This window comes from Bradyrhizobium oligotrophicum S58 (assembly GCF_000344805.1).
Lineage (GTDB): Bacteria > Pseudomonadota > Alphaproteobacteria > Rhizobiales > Xanthobacteraceae > Bradyrhizobium > Bradyrhizobium oligotrophicum.
Genome location: NC_020453.1, coordinates 458,422 through 476,191, shown reverse-complemented (window position 1 = coordinate 476,191; position 17,770 = coordinate 458,422). Strand labels below are relative to the sequence as shown.

The 17,770-nt window shown below is 66.6% G+C and carries 18 protein-coding genes and 1 tRNA gene; 13 read left to right on the top strand and 6 right to left on the bottom strand.

Going from position 1 to position 17,770, the window contains the following annotated elements; all coding sequences use genetic code 11:
* The first annotated feature begins 389 nt into the window (after positions 1-389).
* Entirely contained in the window at positions 390-1,403 is a 1,014-nt protein-coding gene (locus tag S58_RS02245; protein ID WP_015663603.1) for a hypothetical protein, read from the top strand.
* Positions 1,404-1,455: 52 nt separating this feature from the next.
* Here the strand turns inward: S58_RS02245 and S58_RS02240 are convergent, their stop codons facing one another.
* Positions 1,456-1,788 carry an MmcQ/YjbR family DNA-binding protein gene (locus S58_RS02240; protein ID WP_015663602.1) on the bottom strand — a complete coding sequence of 111 codons (333 nt, stop codon included), beginning with the start codon at positions 1,786-1,788 and terminating at the stop codon, positions 1,456-1,458.
* Between the two features lie 184 nt (positions 1,789-1,972).
* Between S58_RS02240 and S58_RS02235 the strand changes: the two genes are divergently transcribed.
* Positions 1,973-2,581, top strand: coding sequence for a hypothetical protein (locus tag S58_RS02235; RefSeq protein ID WP_015663601.1), 609 nt, complete (start codon positions 1,973-1,975; stop codon positions 2,579-2,581).
* A 63-nt stretch (positions 2,582-2,644) separates the two neighbouring features.
* On the opposite strand, the gene S58_RS02230 is transcribed toward S58_RS02235, so the two are convergent.
* The 4 genes from S58_RS02230 to S58_RS02215 all read right to left on the bottom strand — a co-directional run bounded on the left by S58_RS02230 (position 2,645) and on the right by S58_RS02215 (position 6,091).
* A complete protein-coding gene (locus S58_RS02230) occupies positions 2,645-3,403 on the bottom strand; it encodes a DUF7168 domain-containing protein (protein WP_015663600.1) in 759 nt (252 codons plus the stop codon).
* Positions 3,404-3,451: 48 nt separating this feature from the next.
* Positions 3,452-3,541 (bottom strand) — tRNA-Ser (locus tag S58_RS02225).
* A 233-nt stretch (positions 3,542-3,774) separates the two neighbouring features.
* The gene (locus S58_RS02220; protein WP_015663599.1) at positions 3,775-4,398 is read right to left on the bottom strand and encodes an outer membrane protein; all 624 of its coding nucleotides are present in this window, start codon (positions 4,396-4,398) and stop codon (positions 3,775-3,777) included.
* A 550-nt stretch (positions 4,399-4,948) separates the two neighbouring features.
* The gene (locus tag S58_RS02215) at positions 4,949-6,091 is read right to left on the bottom strand and encodes an ROK family protein (protein ID WP_015663598.1); all 1,143 of its coding nucleotides are present in this window, start codon (positions 6,089-6,091) and stop codon (positions 4,949-4,951) included.
* A 365-nt stretch (positions 6,092-6,456) separates the two neighbouring features.
* On the opposite strand from S58_RS02215, the gene rplU reads away from it, so the two are divergent.
* From rplU to S58_RS02200, 3 genes are all read left to right on the top strand, one after another.
* Entirely contained in the window at positions 6,457-6,840 is a 384-nt protein-coding gene (gene rplU / locus S58_RS02210; RefSeq protein WP_015663597.1) for a 50S ribosomal protein L21, read from the top strand.
* Between the two features lie 131 nt (positions 6,841-6,971).
* Positions 6,972-7,241: a 50S ribosomal protein L27 gene (gene rpmA, locus S58_RS02205; RefSeq protein ID WP_015663596.1), complete on the top strand. Its 270-nt coding sequence runs from the start codon at positions 6,972-6,974 to the stop codon at positions 7,239-7,241.
* Positions 7,242-7,380: 139 nt separating this feature from the next.
* The gene (locus tag S58_RS02200) at positions 7,381-7,968 is read left to right on the top strand and encodes a GNAT family N-acetyltransferase (protein WP_015663595.1); all 588 of its coding nucleotides are present in this window, start codon (positions 7,381-7,383) and stop codon (positions 7,966-7,968) included.
* Positions 7,969-8,129: 161 nt separating this feature from the next.
* Here S58_RS02200 and S58_RS02195 read toward each other — a convergent pair whose 3' ends face one another.
* Positions 8,130-9,047 (bottom strand): DMT family transporter, encoded by a 918-nt coding sequence (locus S58_RS02195; protein ID WP_015663594.1) that lies wholly within the window; start codon positions 9,045-9,047, stop codon positions 8,130-8,132.
* Positions 9,048-9,248: 201 nt separating this feature from the next.
* Here S58_RS02195 and obgE point away from each other — a divergent pair, with 201 nt between their 5' ends.
* The 8 genes from obgE to S58_RS02155 all read left to right on the top strand — a co-directional run bounded on the left by obgE (position 9,249) and on the right by S58_RS02155 (position 17,627).
* A complete protein-coding gene (obgE, locus tag S58_RS02190) occupies positions 9,249-10,319 on the top strand; it encodes a GTPase ObgE (RefSeq protein WP_015663593.1) in 1,071 nt (356 codons plus the stop codon).
* A 143-nt stretch (positions 10,320-10,462) separates the two neighbouring features.
* Positions 10,463-11,602, top strand: a complete 1,140-nt coding sequence (gene proB / locus S58_RS02185) for a glutamate 5-kinase (protein WP_015663592.1) — start codon at positions 10,463-10,465, stop codon at positions 11,600-11,602.
* Positions 11,603-11,676: 74 nt separating this feature from the next.
* The gene (locus tag S58_RS02180) at positions 11,677-12,966 is read left to right on the top strand and encodes a glutamate-5-semialdehyde dehydrogenase (RefSeq protein ID WP_015663591.1); all 1,290 of its coding nucleotides are present in this window, start codon (positions 11,677-11,679) and stop codon (positions 12,964-12,966) included.
* A gap of 78 nt (positions 12,967-13,044) precedes the next feature.
* Complete coding sequence (locus S58_RS02175) at positions 13,045-13,656, top strand: nicotinate-nucleotide adenylyltransferase (RefSeq protein ID WP_277996618.1); 612 nt, start codon at positions 13,045-13,047, stop codon at positions 13,654-13,656.
* A 328-nt stretch (positions 13,657-13,984) separates the two neighbouring features.
* The gene (gene rsfS, locus S58_RS02170; RefSeq protein WP_015663589.1) at positions 13,985-14,341 is read left to right on the top strand and encodes a ribosome silencing factor; all 357 of its coding nucleotides are present in this window, start codon (positions 13,985-13,987) and stop codon (positions 14,339-14,341) included.
* A gap of 47 nt (positions 14,342-14,388) precedes the next feature.
* Positions 14,389-14,871 carry a 23S rRNA (pseudouridine(1915)-N(3))-methyltransferase RlmH gene (gene rlmH, locus S58_RS02165; RefSeq protein WP_015663588.1) on the top strand — a complete coding sequence of 161 codons (483 nt, stop codon included), beginning with the start codon at positions 14,389-14,391 and terminating at the stop codon, positions 14,869-14,871.
* Between the two features lie 33 nt (positions 14,872-14,904).
* Positions 14,905-16,275, top strand: coding sequence for a murein hydrolase activator EnvC family protein (locus tag S58_RS02160; protein WP_015663587.1), 1,371 nt, complete (start codon positions 14,905-14,907; stop codon positions 16,273-16,275).
* Entirely contained in the window at positions 16,272-17,627 is a 1,356-nt protein-coding gene (locus tag S58_RS02155) for a S41 family peptidase (RefSeq protein ID WP_015663586.1), read from the top strand. The genes S58_RS02160 and S58_RS02155 overlap by 4 nt, the downstream gene beginning before the upstream one ends.
* The last annotated feature ends 143 nt before the right edge of the window (positions 17,628-17,770 follow it).

Below are 17,770 nucleotides of genomic sequence, written 5' to 3'. Positions count from 1 at the left end.
TCCAAAGCCGCAGCTCGCCACTCTTCACAGCTGCTGCGGCCGTCACACGCGCCGCGCGGTTTCGAAGCCGGCGAATCCGTGTTAACCATTGGTCAAGAACTAGGGTGTTGGGCGCACGGCTGACCGGCCCGGCCCCGCGCGGACCAGAACCTTCCGGGCGCCGCCTCATTACGTGGCGTCTGTGACCGCAGCCCACCGCATCATCGGCGGAAGGGCGCGGAAGATGCCGACGAATTCTTCGCGCGACGCCAGCCCGGCCGCAAGAACGAAGGCTCGCCCTGCGGCGGGCCGCAGCTCGATTCCCGATCAGACGTCCACCTGATGCCGGCGCGATGAGCGTTGCGTGCAAACGCACATCTGCGCCCATCATGACCGATTGGAGCAGCCCGATGGCTGATGAGTCCGTAGTAGCGTCGATCATTCCCTGGCAGCGGCCGAAGACGGCCAAGCCGCGCCCAAAGCGCCCCGTCGCCAAACCGCGGTCGCGGCCGAAGAAAACCAAGGCAGCGCTGGACGACGAGATGCTCGCGTCCGAGACGCTGATCATGCCGGACTTCCTGGAGTACGTGAACGAGCCGGCGAAGACGCCAGCCGTGGCCGATCCGTCCCGCACGGAGGCGGCCGCTAGCGCCGCCGCAGCCGCGATCCCGGCCGACACGGCACCGGCCACGATGGCATCGCGTGACGCAGCACTGGCGCTGCATGGCGAAATCGTCGCGCCGAACGTACCGCCCGTCGCGCGAGCGGCCGAACGCCCGCGCCTCAGCGCCTCCGCGATCCTGTTGCAGCTGGCGGCTCTCGCGCTCGCCGCCGTCGGCATGGCCATGAACGGCTGGTACGCGCATTCGCTGGGATCGAACAGCACCGCCGGCTGGATGTTCCTCGCGATCGGCGTGACCGCCGATCTCGTCGCGCTTGTCATGCCGACCTGCGCCGCGCGGCTGTGGCACGCGCGGCACCCTGCCTCGGCGCTGGCCGGCTGGATCGTGTGGGTGATGACCTTCGTGTTCGCCGTCACCGCCGGCATCGGCTTCGCCTCGACCAACATCAGCGACGTCACCCTGGCGCGCGCGTCGCGCGTGACACCTGCGGTGCAGGCCGCGCAGACCGCGCTGTCCGACGCCATGACCGCGCGCGACCGCGAGTGCAAGGGCGGCGTCGGCAAGTTCTGCAGGGAGCGCGAGGCCGCGGTCGCCGAGCGCCGCCAGGCGCTGGATGCCGCGATGGCCACCGTGAGCCAGACCGCCGATCCGCAGACCGAGGCCGCGATCAAGCTGGTGGCGTGGGTGTCGCGCGGCGTCATGAAGCCCTCCGCCGACGACTTCGTCATGCTCCGCCTGATCCTGCTGGCGCTGCTGCCGCAGATCGGCGGCATCCTGCTGATGGTCGGGCGAAGGGTGTAGCGGCGTCAGTGCGCCGCAAGCGTCAGCGGCCGGGACACATCGGCCGCCGAGCTCATTTGCGCCGGGGCCGCACTGGCTTCGACGGGCTCGCCAAGTGCCAGGCCTTGGCGAGCACGTCACGCATCAGGCCGGCATCGACATCTGCAAGGGTGGCGCAGGTCCAGCCCTGGTCGCCCCATTTGTTGGCGAGACGGCGGAAGCCGGCCGGATTGACCGCGCTGAAGAACTCCTGCTCCTCCGGGGTGAGCAGCAGGTTGGCGGATCGTCCATCCGCGGCCAATGTGGCGAAGATTCGCTTGGCCTTGAACGCTGTGCGGTCGAAGTGAGGAGCTTGCGTCGTTCCGGCGAACGACAAAGCGAGCGTTCGAAATTCGTCGCGGGTCATTCCGACTGACTCTCATGGGCCCGGCGACACGATTAGCATTCATCAGCGGCGCGTGGCCATGCGGTGGGGCGTCGCCCCGTGCACCGGAACGTGAAACCCCGAGGGCGCCGGACTTGACTCAGGTCAAAACTACACGGTGTTGTTTTTATATGCTTGCTCCTGGGCAGATAGAAGGAGATCGACGATGTCGGCGCAGAGCACCATGAATGTCTACTTGAATTGGGCCAGGGAGCGCCTCCACGAGATGGATGCCGCGCTGGAGTCACTCGGAGTGAAGGCGGCCGAGACGGAAGCAGCGTCCAAGCTGAAGGCCGAAGAGATCATCGCGGACCTGAAGAAGCGGCGCCGCGAGCTCGAAGCCCTGCTCAAGACGCAAGCGGAGGCCGGCGACGCCGCGCTGGCCACCGCGAAGACGGAGCTCGACCAGCATTGGGCCGGGTTCGAAAGCCAGATGAAGGCTTATTTCGACACGGCCGGCAAGCAGGCCGAGCAGCAGCAGGCAGCGTTCAAGGACATCGCCGCCGCGCAGGCAAAGGCCTGGCGCGAGTCGGCCGACAGATTCCGCGAGGCGGCGATCAACGTCACGACGGCCGGAACCACCGATGTCGATGCCGTGCTGAAGCAGCTCAAGACCGACGCGGCACAGGCGGGCGCCCATCTCGAGGCATTGAAACAGACCGGTGCTCAGTCCTGGTCGGTGTTCAGTGCCGCCTTGAGCGAATCCCGCAAGGCGTTCGACGCTGCCAATCAGGCCGCCTGGAATGCGTTGAAGGGGAGTAGCCCGAAGAGCTGAGGCGGTCACGGACCAATCCGTCAGAGATGCCAGAGCCTGCGTGACGGCGCACCGGGGATCCTATCAACCGCCCTTCGAACCCGTCCGCGACGGCGCGTCGCCGACACCCGGATTGATGGCGAGCGTCGCTCCGGCGGCGCCGCCTGCCTCATAGGCCGTCATCGACACCATCCGGCTCGTCGAGCGGGCGGTCCGCAGATTGAGATCGAGCTTGTCGAACTCCGCATCGACGACCGACGTCTTGAGCACGACCAGGCCGCGGCCGGTGCTTTCGTTGACTTGGTCGCGGCTCTTCTTCATCGCCACCAACCGGTCCGCGATCGACGCCACCATGCCGAGCGCGAAGGAGGCGTTGGCGAGATGCCGCTCCTGATGCCGGAAGCGGCGGTAGTCGGCCGAGGTCTTGAAGCGGCCGAGTTCGGCGCGCACCGCGTTGTCGATCAATTCGGCCAGATAATGCGCCACCTCGACATCGGCTGACAGGCCGAAGAACACGTAGCTGTTGTCGCCGGCGGCATTCTTCTCGCGCCAGACCCGGCAATCGCAGAAATGCGCGATCGCGCCGATGCAGTCGTCGAGCGGAATGCGCTTCTTGCGATGGGTCTCGTAGACCTTGCGCTCGCAGGGCGCCGCGCGCAGCTCGATGTCCGACAGCGACAGATCATGGCGATCGAGCAGCTCGGCGACCTTGGCGGCGGCGGACAGCGCCTCGTCCTCGGTGCAGCCATTGGCGATGGTCTTGGCGCGCAACGCCTGAATGCGGAATTTCAGCTTGTCCAGGGCGACAGGATCGGGGGCCGCGGAATCGAACGTCTGGCTCACCGATCACGGCTCATGAAAGCCCGACCAACGCGCAGTGGGCGGGTGGAATGGCGGAGAGGGAGGGATTCGAACCCCCGATAGGCTTGCACCTATGCCGCATTTCGAGTGCGGTGCATTCAACCACTCTGCCACCTCTCCAGGCGCAAATCAGGGGCGGCGCCCCCGGGTCGGGCGTCTTCTAGGGCACGATGCGGGGGGTGACAAGGCAGCCGGCCGAATTTTTCCCAGGCCCTCGCGCATGCGCGCCGTCGCGGTCCGCTCGGGGAAGCGGACCGCGCGCGGCGGCTCGACAGCTGCACCGCCGAGCCCTCGCGCTCCGAAGGCCCCATACTGACGCGGGTCTTCGAACCCGTTGGTCTGCGCCACGCTCGTCAGCGGAACAGGTCGAAATGATAGTTCAAGCCGACCCGGACGGAGTGGATCTTGGCCGCCCGCCAGTCCGGCAAATTGTCGTGCTTGAGGTCGGTGTAGAGATATTCGAGCTTGGCCGACCATTTCGGCTGGAACGCCCATTCGGCGCCGCCGCCTGCGGTCCAGCCTATCTTCATCTTGTGGATCGGCCCGTCCTTCAGCTCGCCCGCCGCAAGACCCGCCGTGCCGTACAACCACAGGCGCGAATCAAGCACCGCGATGCCGGCCCGCGCGCGGCCCGAGGTGAGCCAGGGCGTGCTGACGGCGGGATTGACGACGTCTCCCTTGCGCGAGAGGCCGGTGAATTCGAGATCGTTCTCGATGCCGACCGCGAACATCGGCGAGATCTGGTAATTGTAGCCGACCTGCAGGCCGCCGATCACGCCGGACAGCTTGCCGCCATTGGCGCCGGCGGTGTTCGTGAAGGAGTCGTCGCCGGTGAAGGCACCGCCGATATTGGCGCCGGCATAGAAGCCGGTCCAGGAGAACGCTGCCGGCGCGGCGGCATAGGCCGGCGCCTTGGAGGTGGTCGCCGGCAGGTCCGCCGCCTCTGCCCCGCGGCAGGCCAGCGCGGCCACCGCCATGGCAGCCATCCGGTATCTCGCGCGTCTGATCATGATGTCCTCACACTCCATGCGGCGCGAGATTGCGCCGTCAAATCCCACCCCATTTGGGATGTCGGTTATAAAACCGACTAGACGGTTTGTATATATGGCAGAGTGGTTGCGGCGGCCATTCTGCGAACTAGCGGCGGCTGCGGCAGACGGCGGAGATCAGGAGAAAGGCGAAGGAAAAAGACAAGGTGGGACCGCCGTACGCTGACACATGCCGGCGGTCCCGTGTCGCTGCATCTTGGGGAAACCGACGGAAGAGACGGGGGTCAATCCGGCCGGCCTGAGCGACGCCGACGACCCTGGGCCATCGGCGCGTGCACCGCAATGCAAACCGTTCCTTAACCTAACCGGTCAAGGTTACCGGGTTCCGATCGCATCCGATTGGTGGCGCGCCGGTTTTTCTACTTTCTGGAATCGGACGATTGCCGGCTGCGCGCGATCTTGCTGCGTCGCAGTATAACCCGGCAGACCCGCCGATCCGCATACCGACCGGCCGGTTGGCAACCGCAGGCTCGGTTCCTCAATCCTTCTTCTTCTTGGCCGCCTTCTTGTCGTCGGACTTCTTGTCCTCGGCCTTGTCGTCCTTCTCCTTTCGCCCGTTTTCCTTGCGGCGGTTGGTGAAGCGGGCATTGCCGAGCCCGGTGCCGATGGTCAGCACGCCCCAGCGCTCGAAGTCCTGCATGAACGGCACCTCGGAGAGGCCCTGGACGACGCCGTCATTGTGCATCAGCACTGCGGTGTCGTGGTCGCCGATCATCGGGATCGCCTCGACCAGGCTGGCGGGCAGGTTGAACTTGCTGCTCTCCCAATTGCCCGGCAGGTTCTGCGCGCCCTTCACGATCGAGCCGTCCTCGTTGATCACGCCGGGACAGGCGATGCCAATGAAGGGCGCGAGCCTGAGACCCTCGGCGTCGGCCTCCTCGATCAGCCCCTTCAGCATCTTGGCGAGCCGCTTGACCGCGCCTTCGCGCGTCGGCTCGTCATCGGCATGGCGCCACAGCTCGGACTTCCAGACCGATGCCTTGGACAGATCCTGCGCCTTCTTCCAGGACGTCTCGACCACGCCGCAGCGGATGTTGGTGCCGCCGATGTCGACCGCGAGGATGCTGTCATGCGCCTCGAAAATCCAGGACGGCGCCAGATGCAACGCGCCGATCAGCCCGGCATCGTCCGGGTGGTAGCGGATCGGCTCCAGCCCGACGCCAAACCCCTCGTCCTTGAGGATGATCTCGGTACGCGCGATCGCGAGCTCGCCGAGCCGGGAGTCGCGAAAACCGCCGCCGACCACGATGCATTCGGTCTTGGTCCAGGCCTTTGTGCGCAGGAAGCGGCGGGTGACATGGGCGAGCTCCTGCGCGAACTCCTCGATCGCCGAATGCACCACGGCGGAGGCCTCGGTGTCGTCGCCGACCAGGATGGCATCCAGCACCTTCTTGCTGATGGTCTCGCTGTCCTCGTCGCCGAACGGGTCCTTACCCGATTTGCGCAAGGGTTTGCGCCAGCGCTCCAGGATCTTGCGGAAGGCGCCCTTGGAGGCGCGGTCGCCGAGGAAGCCGTCCTCGTCCTTGAGTTCGATGTTGAAGCTGTCGATCTCGACCGACGGCAGCCGCGCGGCGCCGTGACGGGCGATGCCCGTGGTCTTGGTCATGACGTCGTCGGCCATATGGTCCCTGCCCTGCTATGCGGTTGTGCGTTGGGCTCGGACAACGGCGGAGGGAACAGTTTGGTTGCGGGATGGGAGGCGAATAGCGAATGGGGGTCTTTCGGGGGGCGCAGCTGCCACCCTTCCCTAGCCGCCCTCCGCCCTTTTCCTTGACTCCCCGATCCCGGCAGCTATAAGCCCCCGATCGACCGGCGCGAGCTTCTCGCGCCGATTGTCGTTGTGCGTATCGGACAGGCCTCGATGCCTGGGACACGCCGACGCCGGCCCCGATCGGGCCGGACCTCATGAACCATAACGACTGAACAAGAAGCCGACCCGGGGCCATCAGGCGTCGAGGCCGGGATCGAACACGAAGGATGAGAACGATGTTCGCAGTCATCAAAACCGGCGGCAAGCAATACCGCGTCGCCCCGGATGATGTGCTCGAGATTGGCAAGATCGACGGTGAGCCCGGTACGATCGTGCAGTTGAACGAGGTGCTGGTGGTCGGCGGCGACACGCCGGTGCTGGGCATCCCTGCGGTGGCCGGCGCGTCCGTGGCCGTCGAGGTGCTCGACCACAAGCGCGGCCCCAAGGTCATCGCGTTCAAGAAGCGCCGCCGCAAGAATTCCCGCCGCAAGCGCGGCTACCGGGACGAGCTGACCTTGATCCGCGTCAGCGAGATCCTGACCGACAACGCCAAGCCGACCAAGGGCCCGCGGCCGAAGAAGGCCAAGGCGGAAGCCCCGGCGGCCGAGGCCGCGGAGTAAGCATGCTGGCGCGCTTGCGCGCCGCATCGGCTTGAACCTCATCGCGCGGATTTTTGTCCGCGCTCAGCAAATGTGAATGATCCCTTGGCGGAATCGCGCTAAAGGTGATCGCAAGAGATCGGAGACGAGCGATGGCTCATAAAAAGGCAGGCGGTTCATCCCGCAACGGACGCGACTCCAAGGGCAAGCGCCTCGGCATCAAGGCGTTCGGCGGCGAGCGCGTGATTCCGGGCAACATCATCGCGCGTCAGCGCGGCACGACCTGGCATCCCGGCCTCAACGTCGGCATGGGCACGGACCACACCATCTTCGCCAAGGTGGAAGGCCACGTCGAATTCCATGACCGCGCCAACCGCACGTTCATTTCGGTGCGTCCGGTAGCCGCCGAGGCTGCTGAATAACGGTGGAACAACATGCGTCCGCCGGGTCCTGTTGAACCGGCGGAGCGCGAGATGGCTCCAAGGGGAGGCGGGACAACCGGCCTCCCCTTTTCATTTTCGTCGATCCCAAGCTGATCCCGAAGCGTCGATGGAGCCCGACATGCTGCAGGACATCACGACTCCCACCTTGCGCGAGGCGAGACCTCGCGTCCTCGAGACCGCGCGGCTGACACTGCGTCCGCCGGTTCTTGCGGACGTGACAGCCATGGCCCGGCTCGCCAATGACCGTCGCATCGCCGAGAACACCCGCCGCCTGCCGCATCCCTATTCCGAGGTCGACGCCGCCCGCTTCGTGCGGTCGCTGGAGCAGACCGGTGAGACCGCCTTCCTGATCGAGCATCTGGACGCACCGATCGGCATGGTCGGCGTCAACCGTCCCAGACCCGGCCGTGCCGAGCTCGGCTACTGGCTCGGCGTCGAGCATTGGGGCCGCGGCTTCGGCACCGAGGCAGCCCGCGCCGCAATCGATGATTTCTTTGAAGAGAGCGAAGACAATTTGCTGATCGGGCACGCCCGCGTCAGCAACCCCGCCTCACGCAACATCCTCGAAAAGTGCGGCTTCCAATGGACCGGCGTCGAGCTGCATCGCTTCGAGGTGATCGGCTCCTCCGCCCCGGTCGACGCCTTCCGCCTGACCCGAGGTGTGTGGGCCTCGCTGAAGGCCTGGGCGAATACGGGGCGGCGGTAGGCCTCGCTCGCCGTTACACAAAAGGTGTCGTCCCTGCGAACGCAGGGACCCATAACCACCGAAGCCGGTGATGCACCGAGCTGAAGCTACAGCGGTGTATCGCCACGACGGCCGCGGAGTATGGGTCCCTGCGTTCGCAGGGACGACAGCGGTGGGGATCGCTACACCGGCGGATTCACCGCACCCGCCCCCTGCCCCAGGCCGCGTTCGCGCAAGTAGATGTAGAGCCCCGCGCCGATGATGATGATGGCGCCGACGATCGTCGCCGGATGCGGCACGTCGCCGAAGACGAGGAAGCCGAACAGCACGGCCCAGACGATCATCGTGTACTGATAGGGCACGACCACCGAGGCCGGCGCCAGCTTCAGCGAGCGGTTGACGCAGAACAACGCGGTCACCGAGATGATGCCGGCGGCGGCGAACAGCACCAGGCTGCCGGGCGTCGGCGTCACCCAGCCGAACGAGGCCATGGCGGCGCCAAGCAGGAAGGTGCCGACGAATTGCGACGAGGCCATCACGATATCAGGCGTGGCGCGGAGCGAACGCGTGATCAGCATCAGCACCGCGAAAGAGAGACTGCCGCCCAGCGCGATCAGCGCCGGAAGGCTGAAGGTCTGCGCCGAGGGCCGGAGCGCGATCAGCACGCCGCAGAAGCCGATCAGGATCGCCGTCCAGCGCCGCCAGCCGACATGCTCGCGCAGCACCAGCGCCGACAGCGCGGTGACGAAAATGGGCCCGGCGAGATAGTAGGTGATGACGTCGGCGAGCGGCAGATAGACGGTGGCGAGGAAGAACGCCGCGACCTCGAGCGTCGACAGGATCACGCGCACCAGCTGCAGCCATGGCCGCTCCAGCTGCATGAAAGCGGCGCGGTTTCGCCAGATGAACGGCGCGAGCAGCAGCAGCGCCGCGCAGGCGCGTAAGCAAAGCAGCTGGCCGACGGCATAGGTCGACACCAGGAACTTGCCCAAGGCGTCGCCGAACGAGAACATCGAAATCGACAGCAGCATCAGGCCGATGCCGGCCAGCCGTGCCGAGCGCTCGTCGTTTGCGGTGGAGATTCGGGACAGCACGCTCATGATCGGGGTGCCTTATCAGGCGGGCCGCTGTTGCTCCAGCCCATCCGCAGGGCGCGTGACGCAGCCCTGCCGCAACTCCTGCGCAACGCTTGTCCAACTCCTGCGCAACGCCGGTTTACCGCTCGAAATTAAGGCTTCGGGCCGAATTAAACCCATTCCGCGGTTGCCGTGGGGGCCCGCCTCGCCTACGTAGAGCCCATCATGAAATTCCTCGATGAAGCCAAGGTCTATGTGCGCTCCGGCGACGGCGGCAACGGTTGCGTTGCGTTCCGGCGCGAGAAGTTCATCGAGTTCGGCGGCCCGAACGGCGGCAATGGCGGCCGCGGCGGCGACGTCATCATCGAGGCCGTCGACGGACTCAACACCCTGATCGACTACCGCTACCAGCAGCATTTCAAGGCCCAGAGGGGCGGAAACGGCTCGGGCAAGGACTGTCATGGCGCCGGCGGCAAGTCGGTGGTGCTCAAGGTTCCCGTCGGCACCCAGATCTTCGACGAGGACCGGGAGACGCTGATCCACGACTTCACCGCGGTCGGCGAGCGCTTCGTGCTCTCCGAGGGCGGCAATGGCGGCTTCGGCAATGCGCACTTCAAGTCGCCGACCAACCGGACGCCGCGCCACGCCAATCCCGGCCAGCCCGGCGAGGAACGCTGGATCTGGCTGCGGATGAAGCTGATCGCCGACGCCGGCCTGGTCGGGCTGCCCAATGCCGGCAAGTCGACCTTCCTGTCCAAGGTGTCGGCGGCCAAGCCGAAGATCGCCGACTATCCGTTCACCACGCTGCATCCGCAGCTCGGCGTCGTGAACGCCGACGGCCGTGAGTTCGTGCTCGCCGATATCCCCGGCCTGATCGAGGGCGCTCATGAAGGCGCCGGCCTCGGCGACCGCTTTCTTGGCCATGTCGAGCGCTGCCGCGTGCTGCTGCATCTGGTCGATGCCACCTGCGAGCATGCCGGCAAGGCCTATAAGACCGTGCGGAACGAGCTCGAAGCCTATGGCGGCGAGCTCACCGACAAGATCGAGATCGTCGCGCTCAACAAGATCGACGCGGTCGACGCCGACGAACTGAAGAAGCAGAAGGACCGGCTGAAGCGCGCCGCCAAGAAGACGCCGCTGCTGCTGTCGGGCGCGACCGGGGTCGGCGTCAAGGAAGCCTTGCGCAAGCTGGCCGACCTCATCGCCGAGCAGCCGGTGTCCAACAAGGCCAAGAGCGCGGTCGAGAGCGCCGCGACCGAGGAGCCATGGGCGGCCCTAACGCCACCGCAGGGCTGAGCTGACGCCAGCCTTGCCTCGCAGGCATCGGCTTGCGACACTCGCCCTTGTTCATCAACACACATCCCCGTCTTGTGCAGGCCGCGTGTCCGCCACGCAGCTCTCATCATGAAACGAGGGATTGCACCGACCCCGTTCGCAGCATGACCAGCCCCCGTCTCGAAAATTTTCGCCGCATCGTCGTCAAGGTCGGCTCGTCGCTGCTGGTCGATTCCGACGCCGGTGAGGTCCGCGCCTCCTGGCTCACGGCGCTGGCGGCCGACATCGCGCGGCTGCATGGCCGCGGCTGCGAGCTGCTGGTGGTGTCCTCGGGCTCGATCGCGCTCGGCCGCAGCCGCTTGAAGCTGCCGCGCGGGCCGCTGAAGCTGGAGGAGAGCCAGGCCGCTGCCGCCGTCGGCCAGATCGCGCTGGCGCGGACCTGGTCGGAGGTGCTCGGCGCGCACGGCATCGGTGCCGGCCAGATCCTGGTGACCCTGCAGGACACCGAGGAGCGGCGCCGCTATCTCAACGCCCGTTCGACGATCGCCAAGCTGCTGGAATGGCGCGCGGTGCCGATCATCAACGAGAACGACACGGTGGCGACCGCCGAAATTCGTTACGGCGACAATGACCGCCTCGCCGCCCGCGTCGCGACCATGGCGAGCGCCGACCTGCTGGTGCTGCTGTCGGACATCGACGGCCTCTACACGGCCCCGCCAGCGAAGGATCCGAATGCGAGGCTGATCCCCGTGGTCGAGAGCATCACCGCCGACATCGAGGCGATGGCCGGCAGCGCGGCTTCGGAATTCTCACGCGGCGGCATGCTGACCAAGATCGAAGCCGCCAAGATCGCGACCACCGCCGGCACCCACATGCTCATCGCCTCCGGCAAGATCGAACACCCGCTGGCGGCGGTCGCCAATGGCGGCCGCTGCACCTGGTTCCTGACGCCAGCAAATCCCGTCACCGCGCGAAAGCGCTGGATCGCAGGCTCACTGGAGCCGAAGGGCACGCTGACGATCGACGCCGGCGCCGTCACCGCGCTGCGCGCCGGCAAGAGCCTGCTGCCGGCTGGCGTGATCCGGGTCGACGGCCAGTTCGCCCGCGGCGACGCCGTCGTGGTGCGCGGTCCCGACACCCACGAAATCGGCCGCGGCCTCGTCGCCTACGACGCCGATGATGCCGAGCGGATCAAGGGCCGCTCCTCGCCGGACGTGGCGCTGATCCTCGGCGTGTCCGGCCGCGCCGAGATGATCCACCGCGACGACCTGGTGATCGGCCCGGCGGGGGTGGGACCGGCCTAACGCCCTGCCGCGAGCGTTCGCAAAAGGCCGCTTTCCGTGCTACTGGAGGGCCTTAATTCAAGGTTGAACCGCCCATGACCGCACCTCTGAAAGCCATCGACGGCAGCGCCGATCTGCCCGTCCTGATGAACGACCTCGCCCAGCGCGCCCGTGCGGCTGCGCGCGTGCTGTCGCTGGCGCCGGCCGAGCAGAAGAACCGGGCGCTCGAGGCGATGGAGCGGCGGATCCGGGTCCAGGCAGACGCCATCATCGCGGCCAATGCCGAGGACGTCGCCGAGGCCAAGGCCGGCGGCATGACGTCGTCCTTCCTCGACCGCCTCACCCTGACGCCAGCCCGTGTCGCCGCCATGGCCGACGGCATCGCGGTCGTGCGCGGTGTCGCCGATCCGGTCGGTGTCGTCACCGAGAGCTGGCAGCGACCGAACGGCATGACCATCGAGCGCGTGCGGGTGCCGCTCGGCGTCATCGCCGTGATCTTCGAGAGCCGTCCCAATGTCGCGGCCGATGCCGGCGTGCTGTGCCTGAAATCCGGCAATGCCGTGATCCTGCGCGGCGGCTCGGACTCGTTCCGCTCCTGCCGCGCGATCCATCAATGCATGGTCGAGGGGCTCCGCGAATCCGGCCTGCCGGAGGCCGCGATCACGCTGGTGCCGACGCGCGACCGTGCGGCGGTCGGCCTGCTGCTGTCCGGCCTGAACGGCGGCGTCGACGTGATCGTGCCGCGCGGCGGCAAGAGCCTCGTCGCGCGCGTCGAGGCCGAGGCGCGCGTGCCGGTGTTCGCGCATCTCGAAGGCGTCAACCACGTCTATGTCGATGGCGCCGCCGATCTGGAGATGGCCAAGTCGATCGTGCTTAACGCGAAGATGCGGCGCACCGGCGTGTGCGGCGCGGCCGAGACGCTGCTGGTCGACCGCGCGTCGCAGGACAAGATCAAGCCGCTGGTCGACATGCTGATCGGCGCCGGCTGCGAGGTGCGCGGCGATGACGCCGTGCGTGCGGCCGATGCGCGGGTGAAGCCGGCCAGCGACGAGGATTGGAACACCGAATATCTCGACGCCATCATCGCCGCCAGGGTGGTCGATGGCGTGGACGGTGCGATCGCCCACATTCACGAGCACGGCTCGCACCACACCGATGCGATCGTGACAGAGGACAACGCGGTGGCCGACAGGTTTCTCAACGAGGTCGACTCGGCGATCGTGTTGCACAATGCCTCGACCCAGTTCGCCGATGGCGGCGAGTTCGGCTTTGGCGCCGAGATCGGCATCGCTACGGGCAAATTCCATGCGCGCGGCCCGGTCGGCGTCGAGCAGCTGACCAGCTTCAAATACCGGATTCACGGCACCGGGCAGACCCGGCCATGATCGCCGCACCCTGTGGTTGAGTCGCCCGGGCAGCAAGCGGGAGCCGCCGTGACCGACGCCGCCTCGGTGCGCCTCGCGATCCGCCAGGCGCTGCCGCCCCACAGCGACGGCATGCGCATTGGCCTGCTCGGCGGCTCGTTCAATCCGCCGCACCAGGCGCATCGCGCGATCAGCCTGTTCGCGCTGAAACGGCTGCAGCTCGATCGTGTGTGGTGGCTGGTCACGCCCGGCAATCCGCTCAAGAACAATGGCGGACTGCATGCGCTGGCCGAACGCGCCGAGGCCGCCCGCAAGGTCGCCGCCGATCCACGCATCGAGATCAGCTGTCTCGAATCCGTCATCGGCACCCGCTACACTGCCGACACGATCGATTATTTGCGCCGCCGCGCCTCGCGCCTGCGCTTCGTGTGGATCATGGGCGCCGACAACCTCGCGCAGTTCCATCGCTGGCAGAAGTGGCAGCACATCGCGGCCCAGGTGCCCATGGCCGTGGTCGATCGTCCGCCACGCAGCTTCCGCGCCCTGAACGCACCCGCAGCACGCGCATTGGCGCGCTATCGCATTCCGGAGGCGCAGGCCAGCCGTCTCGCCGACCGTGCGGCGCCGGCCTGGGTTTACCTCACCGGCCTGAAGCTGAGCCTGTCATCGACCGGGTTGAGGAACCCGGACGGCAGCTGGAAGTCGTTTTGAGGTATGCCGCGCGGGCTGGCGCCCGCCCGGCATCGGATGTGCATGGAACTCAACGATCCCCGTCGCGGTCCGGGCGGGTCATCAGGTCGCCAAGCCGGACCAGGCAACCGCGGGGTACTGGATTGTTGAAACCATTAACCCCACATGTCTACTATGGTTAGCAGGCCGGATTCGGCCTGCGATACAGTGAAAGGAATGGTCCCTGACCACATCTGTATTGTCCCAGTCGGCCTTGCCCAAGACGTCCAAGGCAGCGACTTCCAAGGCAACGACTTCCAAGTCGGCGACTATCAAGTCGGCGCGTAAGACTTCGAGCCAAGATGCGGCCTTGCAGGCGCAACCCGACGCCGACAAGACCTTGCGCACGATCCTCTCCCGCCTCGAGGACATGAAGGCGGAAGAGACGGTCACAATCGACCTTCATGGCAAATCGGCCTATTCCGACTACATGGTCATCACCACGGGCCGCTCCAACCGGCACGTCGGATCGATCGCGGAGAACGTCGCCAAAGGCCTGAAGGAAGCCGGCAACGCGAAGCTCCACGTCGAAGGCCTGCCCAACTGCGACTGGGTGCTGATCGACTCCGGCGACGTGATCGTGCACGTGTTCAGGCCCGAGGTCCGCGAGTTCTACAATCTCGAACGATTGTGGACCCAAGGGCCGAAGCCGGCGAAGACGGTCTAGGCCCGGTCGCGATACGAATCGCTGCGCGCACGTGTTAAGGCGTGCGCATGCGCATCGTCGTGATCGCCATCGGTCGATTGAAGCAGGGTCCCGAGCGGGAGCTCGCGGAGCGCTACCGCGAGCGTTTCGAGGACCTCGGCCGCAAGCTTGGCTTTCGTGGCCTCGACATTCAGGAAATCCCGGAGAGCCGCGCGCGCGATGCCGCAACCCGGATCTCCGAAGAGGCGGCGGCGATCGCCGCGGCGATCCCTGACAAGGCCGTTCTCGTCTGTCTGGACGAACGTGGCCAGAACATCGACAGCACAACCTTTGCGAGTCACCTCGGACGCTGGCGGGACCAGGGGCTTCCCGCGGCCGTCTTCGTGATCGGCGGCGCAGACGGACTTTCGCCTGAATTGCGGCGCACAGCCAAACTCGGGGTCGCGTTCGGGGCTGCGACCTGGCCGCATCAGATCGTGCGCGTCCTGCTGCTCGAGCAGATTTACCGTACTGCAACGATCCTGGCTGGTCACCCCTATCACCGCGCTTGAATCAGGGACGATGGGAGCACAATAAGGACGTCGATGTTTGCCGCGCGGCCCCTTTCTCGCTCCTCGATCACCGGCCGCAGCGGCCGGCCGTGCCGCGCGTCGCTGATCGTGCTGCTGGTCATGCTTCCGGTGATACCGGCCGCAGCGCAGACCGGACTTCGGCCCTCCATCCCCGGCACTGTTTCATCGACACCGCCGACCCCCGAGCAGTTGAAGCAGCGCGAGCAGGAGCTGGAAGCGGCGCGCGCTGCCCAGAAGGCCGCCGCCGAGGCGCAGGAGCGCCTGAAGGCCGATATTGCCGCGCTCGGCGACGATCGCGGCAAGCTCAATCAGCAGCTGATCGACGTTGCCGCGCAGGTGCGCAGCGTCGAAGTCCGGGTCGGCGAGGCGGAAACGCGGCTGCGCGGCTTCGACGGCCGCGAGCAGGATCTGCGGACGTCGCTGGAAGCACGGCGCACCGAGATCATCGAGGTTCTGGCCGCGCTGCAGCGCGCCGGCCGCCGCACTCCGCCTGCCCTGCTCGTCCGTCCCGAGGACGCCCTGCAATCCTTGCGCACGGCGATGCTGCTGGGTTCGGTGATCCCTGAGATGCGCAGCCGGGCCGAGAAGCTCTCGACCGATCTCGGCGAGCTCGTCGCCATCCGCAAGACGATCGCCAGCGAGCGCGACAAGCTCGCCGGCGACCGCGACAGGCTGCGCACCGACCAGACCCGCCTCGCCGCTCTGGTGGAAGAGCGCCAGCGCAAGCAGACCTCGGCCGAAAAGGACATGGAAGCCGAAAGCGCCCGCGCCGCGGTGCTGGCCCAGCAGATCGACTCGCTGCAGGGTCTGATCACGACCATGGAGCTGGACCTCAAGAGCGCCGCCAAGGCGGCCTCGACGGCGAGCCTGCAGGGGGTGCCGGTCAACAGCAAGCCGGACGCGAATGCGCTGCGCAACCCGGGCCGCAAGGCGCCGGCGATCGCGTTCGCCTCGACCAAGGGCATGCTCACCTTTCCGGTCAACGGCAGCAAAATTCGCGAATTCGGCGCGTCCGACGGCGCCGGCGGCTCCGATAAAGGCATTTCTTTGGCGGCCCGTCCGGGCGCCCAGGTCACAACCCCGTGTGATGGCTGGGTTGTGTATGCGGGCCCCTTCCGCAGCTACGGACAACTCTTGATCCTCAACGCCGGTGGCGGGTATCATGTCCTGATCGCCGGGATGGAGCGCATTTCCGTCAACATCGGGCAGTTTGTTCAGACGGGAGAGCCGGTCGCGACCATGGGTAACTCGTCCCAGGTTGCCTCCATTCTCGCTACCAATGCGAGTCAACCAGTGCTCTATGTCGAGTTCCGTAAGGACGGCACTCCAATCGATCCAGGCCCATGGTGGGCCGCAAATGAAGGCGAAAAGGTACGCGGATGATGCGTAAGACTTCGGTAATTCTCCTGAGCGCGGCCACCGGTGCGGCATTGACCTTGTTCGTCTCCCAACCGCGCGCGGTGTTGATGGGATCGACGGCGCGCGCCGCGACCGCCGATACCTATCGCCAGCTCAATCTGTTCGGCGACGTGTTCGAGCGGGTGCGCAGCGACTATGTCGAGAAGCCCGACGATTCGAAGCTGGTCGAGTCCGCGATCAGCGGCATGCTCTCCGGCCTCGATCCGCATTCGAGCTACATGGATGCGAAGAGCTTCCGCGACATGCAGGTGCAGACCCGCGGCGAGTTCGGCGGCCTCGGCATCGAGGTGACGATGGAAGACGGCCTGATCAAGGTGGTATCGCCGATCGACGATACGCCGGCCTCGAAGGCGGGCATCCAGGCCAACGACATCATCACCAATCTCGACGATGAAGCCGTGCAGGGCCTGACCCTCAATCAGGCCGTCGAGAAGATGCGCGGCCCGGTCGGCACCAAGATCAAGCTGAAGGTCGTGCGCAAGGGCGCCGACAATCCGCTCGACGTCACGCTGACCCGCGACAACATCCGCGTCCGTTCGGTGCGCTCGCGCACGGAGACCGACGACATCGCCTATATCCGCATCACCACCTTCAACGAGCAGACCACCGAAGGCCTGAAGAAGAGCATTGCCGATCTGCAAGGCTCGATCGGTGACAAGCTGAAGGGTTACATCATCGACCTGCGCAACAATCCGGGCGGTTTGCTCGAGGAGGCAGTCACCGTCTCCGACGCGTTCCTGGAGCGCGGCGAGATCGTCTCGACCCGCGGCCGCAATGCCGAGGAGACGCAGCGCCGCGCGGCGCATGCCGGCGACCTCACCAAGGGCAAGCCGGTCATCGTGCTGATCAATGGCGGCTCGGCTTCGGCGTCGGAGATCGTGGCCGGCGCGCTGCAGGACCACAAGCGCGCGACCTTGGTCGGCACGCGCTCGTTCGGCAAGGGCTCGGTGCAGACCATCATCCCGCTCGGCGCCGGCAATGGCGCACTGCGCCTGACCACCGCGCGCTACTACACGCCGTCGGGCAAGTCGATCCAGGCCAAGGGCATCGTGCCTGACATCGAGGTGCTGCAGGACGTGCCGGACGAGCTGAAGTCGCGTACCGACACCAAGGGCGAGGCCTCGCTGCGCGGCCACCTCAAGAACGACGGTGACGAGAAGACCGGCTCGCAGTCCTACGTGCCGCCGGATGCCAAGGACGACAAGGCGCTCAAGCTCGCCGCCGACCTGCTCCACGGCATCAAGAACAGCGCCAACACGCCGGCGCCGACCGACAAGGCCGCGGCCGACAAGCCGGCGACCAAAGCCGCGAACTGAACGGCGGCAACTGAGCGGCAGCCGACTGGATTTCGGCTGAGACGCGACATCGGGTTTGAAGGGCGGCCTCCAGGGGCCGCCCTTTCATTTGCAGGCACGTTTCTCCGGAGCCCCGCTCCCCGCGATCTACGGGCTTGCGGACA

Excerpts from the sequence above, each read along its gene's own strand:
- S58_RS02155 (WP_015663586.1), top strand. The coding sequence starts at position 16,272 with ATGATGCGTAAGACTTCGGTAATTCTCCTGAGCGCGGCCACCGGTGCG.
- S58_RS02245 (WP_015663603.1), top strand. The coding sequence starts at position 390 with ATGGCTGATGAGTCCGTAGTAGCGTCGATCATTCCCTGGCAGCGGCCG.
- S58_RS02235 (WP_015663601.1), top strand. The coding sequence starts at position 1,973 with ATGTCGGCGCAGAGCACCATGAATGTCTACTTGAATTGGGCCAGGGAG.
- obgE (WP_015663593.1), top strand. The coding sequence starts at position 9,249 with ATGAAATTCCTCGATGAAGCCAAGGTCTATGTGCGCTCCGGCGACGGC.
- proB (WP_015663592.1), top strand. The coding sequence starts at position 10,463 with ATGACCAGCCCCCGTCTCGAAAATTTTCGCCGCATCGTCGTCAAGGTC.
- rlmH (WP_015663588.1), top strand. The coding sequence starts at position 14,389 with ATGCGCATCGTCGTGATCGCCATCGGTCGATTGAAGCAGGGTCCCGAG.
- rplU (WP_015663597.1), top strand. The coding sequence starts at position 6,457 with ATGTTCGCAGTCATCAAAACCGGCGGCAAGCAATACCGCGTCGCCCCG.
- S58_RS02240 (WP_015663602.1), bottom strand. The coding sequence starts at position 1,788 with ATGACCCGCGACGAATTTCGAACGCTCGCTTTGTCGTTCGCCGGAACG.
- rpmA (WP_015663596.1), top strand. The coding sequence starts at position 6,972 with ATGGCTCATAAAAAGGCAGGCGGTTCATCCCGCAACGGACGCGACTCC.
- S58_RS02180 (WP_015663591.1), top strand. The coding sequence starts at position 11,677 with ATGACCGCACCTCTGAAAGCCATCGACGGCAGCGCCGATCTGCCCGTC.
- S58_RS02200 (WP_015663595.1), top strand. The coding sequence starts at position 7,381 with ATGCTGCAGGACATCACGACTCCCACCTTGCGCGAGGCGAGACCTCGC.
- S58_RS02160 (WP_015663587.1), top strand. The coding sequence starts at position 14,905 with ATGTTTGCCGCGCGGCCCCTTTCTCGCTCCTCGATCACCGGCCGCAGC.
- S58_RS02215 (WP_015663598.1), bottom strand. The coding sequence starts at position 6,091 with ATGGCCGACGACGTCATGACCAAGACCACGGGCATCGCCCGTCACGGC.
- S58_RS02195 (WP_015663594.1), bottom strand. The coding sequence starts at position 9,047 with ATGAGCGTGCTGTCCCGAATCTCCACCGCAAACGACGAGCGCTCGGCA.
- S58_RS02220 (WP_015663599.1), bottom strand. The coding sequence starts at position 4,398 with ATGGCGGTGGCCGCGCTGGCCTGCCGCGGGGCAGAGGCGGCGGACCTG.